This is a genomic window from Dysgonomonas hofstadii (assembly GCF_014196915.1).
Taxonomy (GTDB): domain Bacteria; phylum Bacteroidota; class Bacteroidia; order Bacteroidales; family Dysgonomonadaceae; genus Dysgonomonas; species Dysgonomonas hofstadii.
In genome coordinates this window covers 1-1351 of sequence record NZ_JACIEP010000041.1, presented here as the reverse complement: position 1 = coordinate 1351, position 1351 = coordinate 1, and the positions used below count along the sequence as shown (strand labels likewise).

Sequence of the window (1351 nt, the reverse complement as noted above, 5' to 3'; positions counted from 1 at the left end):
GTGTAAAAGTTTAGACTAGATCTGACAGTAGGGCAAAATTTTCAAGGTTTAATATTAGGTTTTTCTAAGCCATAATTTCTTGGAATAGTTAAATAATTTGAGGGGGATTTTGGTCCCCCTAGACCATTCCAGTCAGTCAGGTTATTGCTGACGGGTTGCTCCTCAGCAGAGCCCGTTTCCTCTTGACCTGACAGTGGCAAAGATACAACATTTTGATAATGATTGGATAATAACTTATCATTTGCCAGATGTAGGCTGTCGTTCCAAGTTTGCATCGGTGTTTTACCATAACAATGTTTACCGGTATGAGGTCTTTCGTTGTTATAATACTCCAACCAAATATCAAGGTCAGCCTGTAACTCATCAATGGTATTGTAAATCTTTTTACGGAATGCTGTAGCATAGAACTCATCCTGCATTGTTCTATGGAAGCGTTCACAGATTCCATTTGTTTGAGGGCTTTTAGCTTTGGTCTTGGTATGATCAATGTCTTCAATAGCCAAATATAGCTGAAACTCGTGATGCTCCCTTGCTCCGCAATATTCAGTTCCTCTGTCTGTCAAAATACGCATCAGAGGAATACCATATTGGTCATACATTGGGATAACCCTATCATTGAGCATATCTGCGGCAACTAATGCTAATTTACGGTCATAGAGCTTTGCTGTAGCTACTTTGGAATACGTGTCGATAAAGGTTTGTTGGAAGATTTTGCCCACACCTTTGATATAACCAACGTAATAAGTGTCTTGTGCGCCCAAAAAGCCCGGATGATGTGTTTCTATTTCGCCATGGGCTACTTTTTCTTCTTTAGCTTTCTCCAAAGCGACAACTTGTGATTCTGTAAGAATTAAACCTTCTTGTGCAACTTTGGACTCAAGTGCTTTGAGGCGCTTTTGGAAAGTCTCCAAATCATGGCGGAGCCATACGCAACGCACACCACAGGGGGAGACAAATAAACCTTCTTTCTTAAGTTCATTAGAAGCTCTGGTTTGCCCAAATGCTGGATTTTCAATGGCAAAAGCCACTACTCGCTCTTCGACATGAGCTTCAATACGATTCTTTACATTGGGAACTCGGCGATTCATATCCTTGAGAGCTTGCTCACCACCTTCGTCAAAAAGGTCTTTGTAACGATAGAAAGTCTCACGACTATAACCTAAATACTTGCAGGCTCTTGATACATTACCTAATTCTTCTGCTAAGGATAGCAATCCTAAACGGCTTTTAATTACTTTTGTTTCTAAACTCATTTTTCTGACATTTTAAAGGGTTAAACTTTTGGTTTTATCTAGCAATACAAACTTAATTGTTTGCCCTTTAACTGTCAGATCAGATCGAAACTATTTCA

At 39.5% G+C, this 1351-nt stretch carries 1 pseudogene; it reads right to left on the bottom strand.

Annotation, left to right across the window (positions count from 1 at the left end):
- Positions 1 to 224 precede the first annotated feature (224 nt).
- A pseudogene (locus GGR21_RS20755) lies at positions 225 to 1253 on the bottom strand (IS481 family transposase); the annotation flags it as partial.
- Positions 1254 to 1351: the final 98 nt, after the last annotated feature.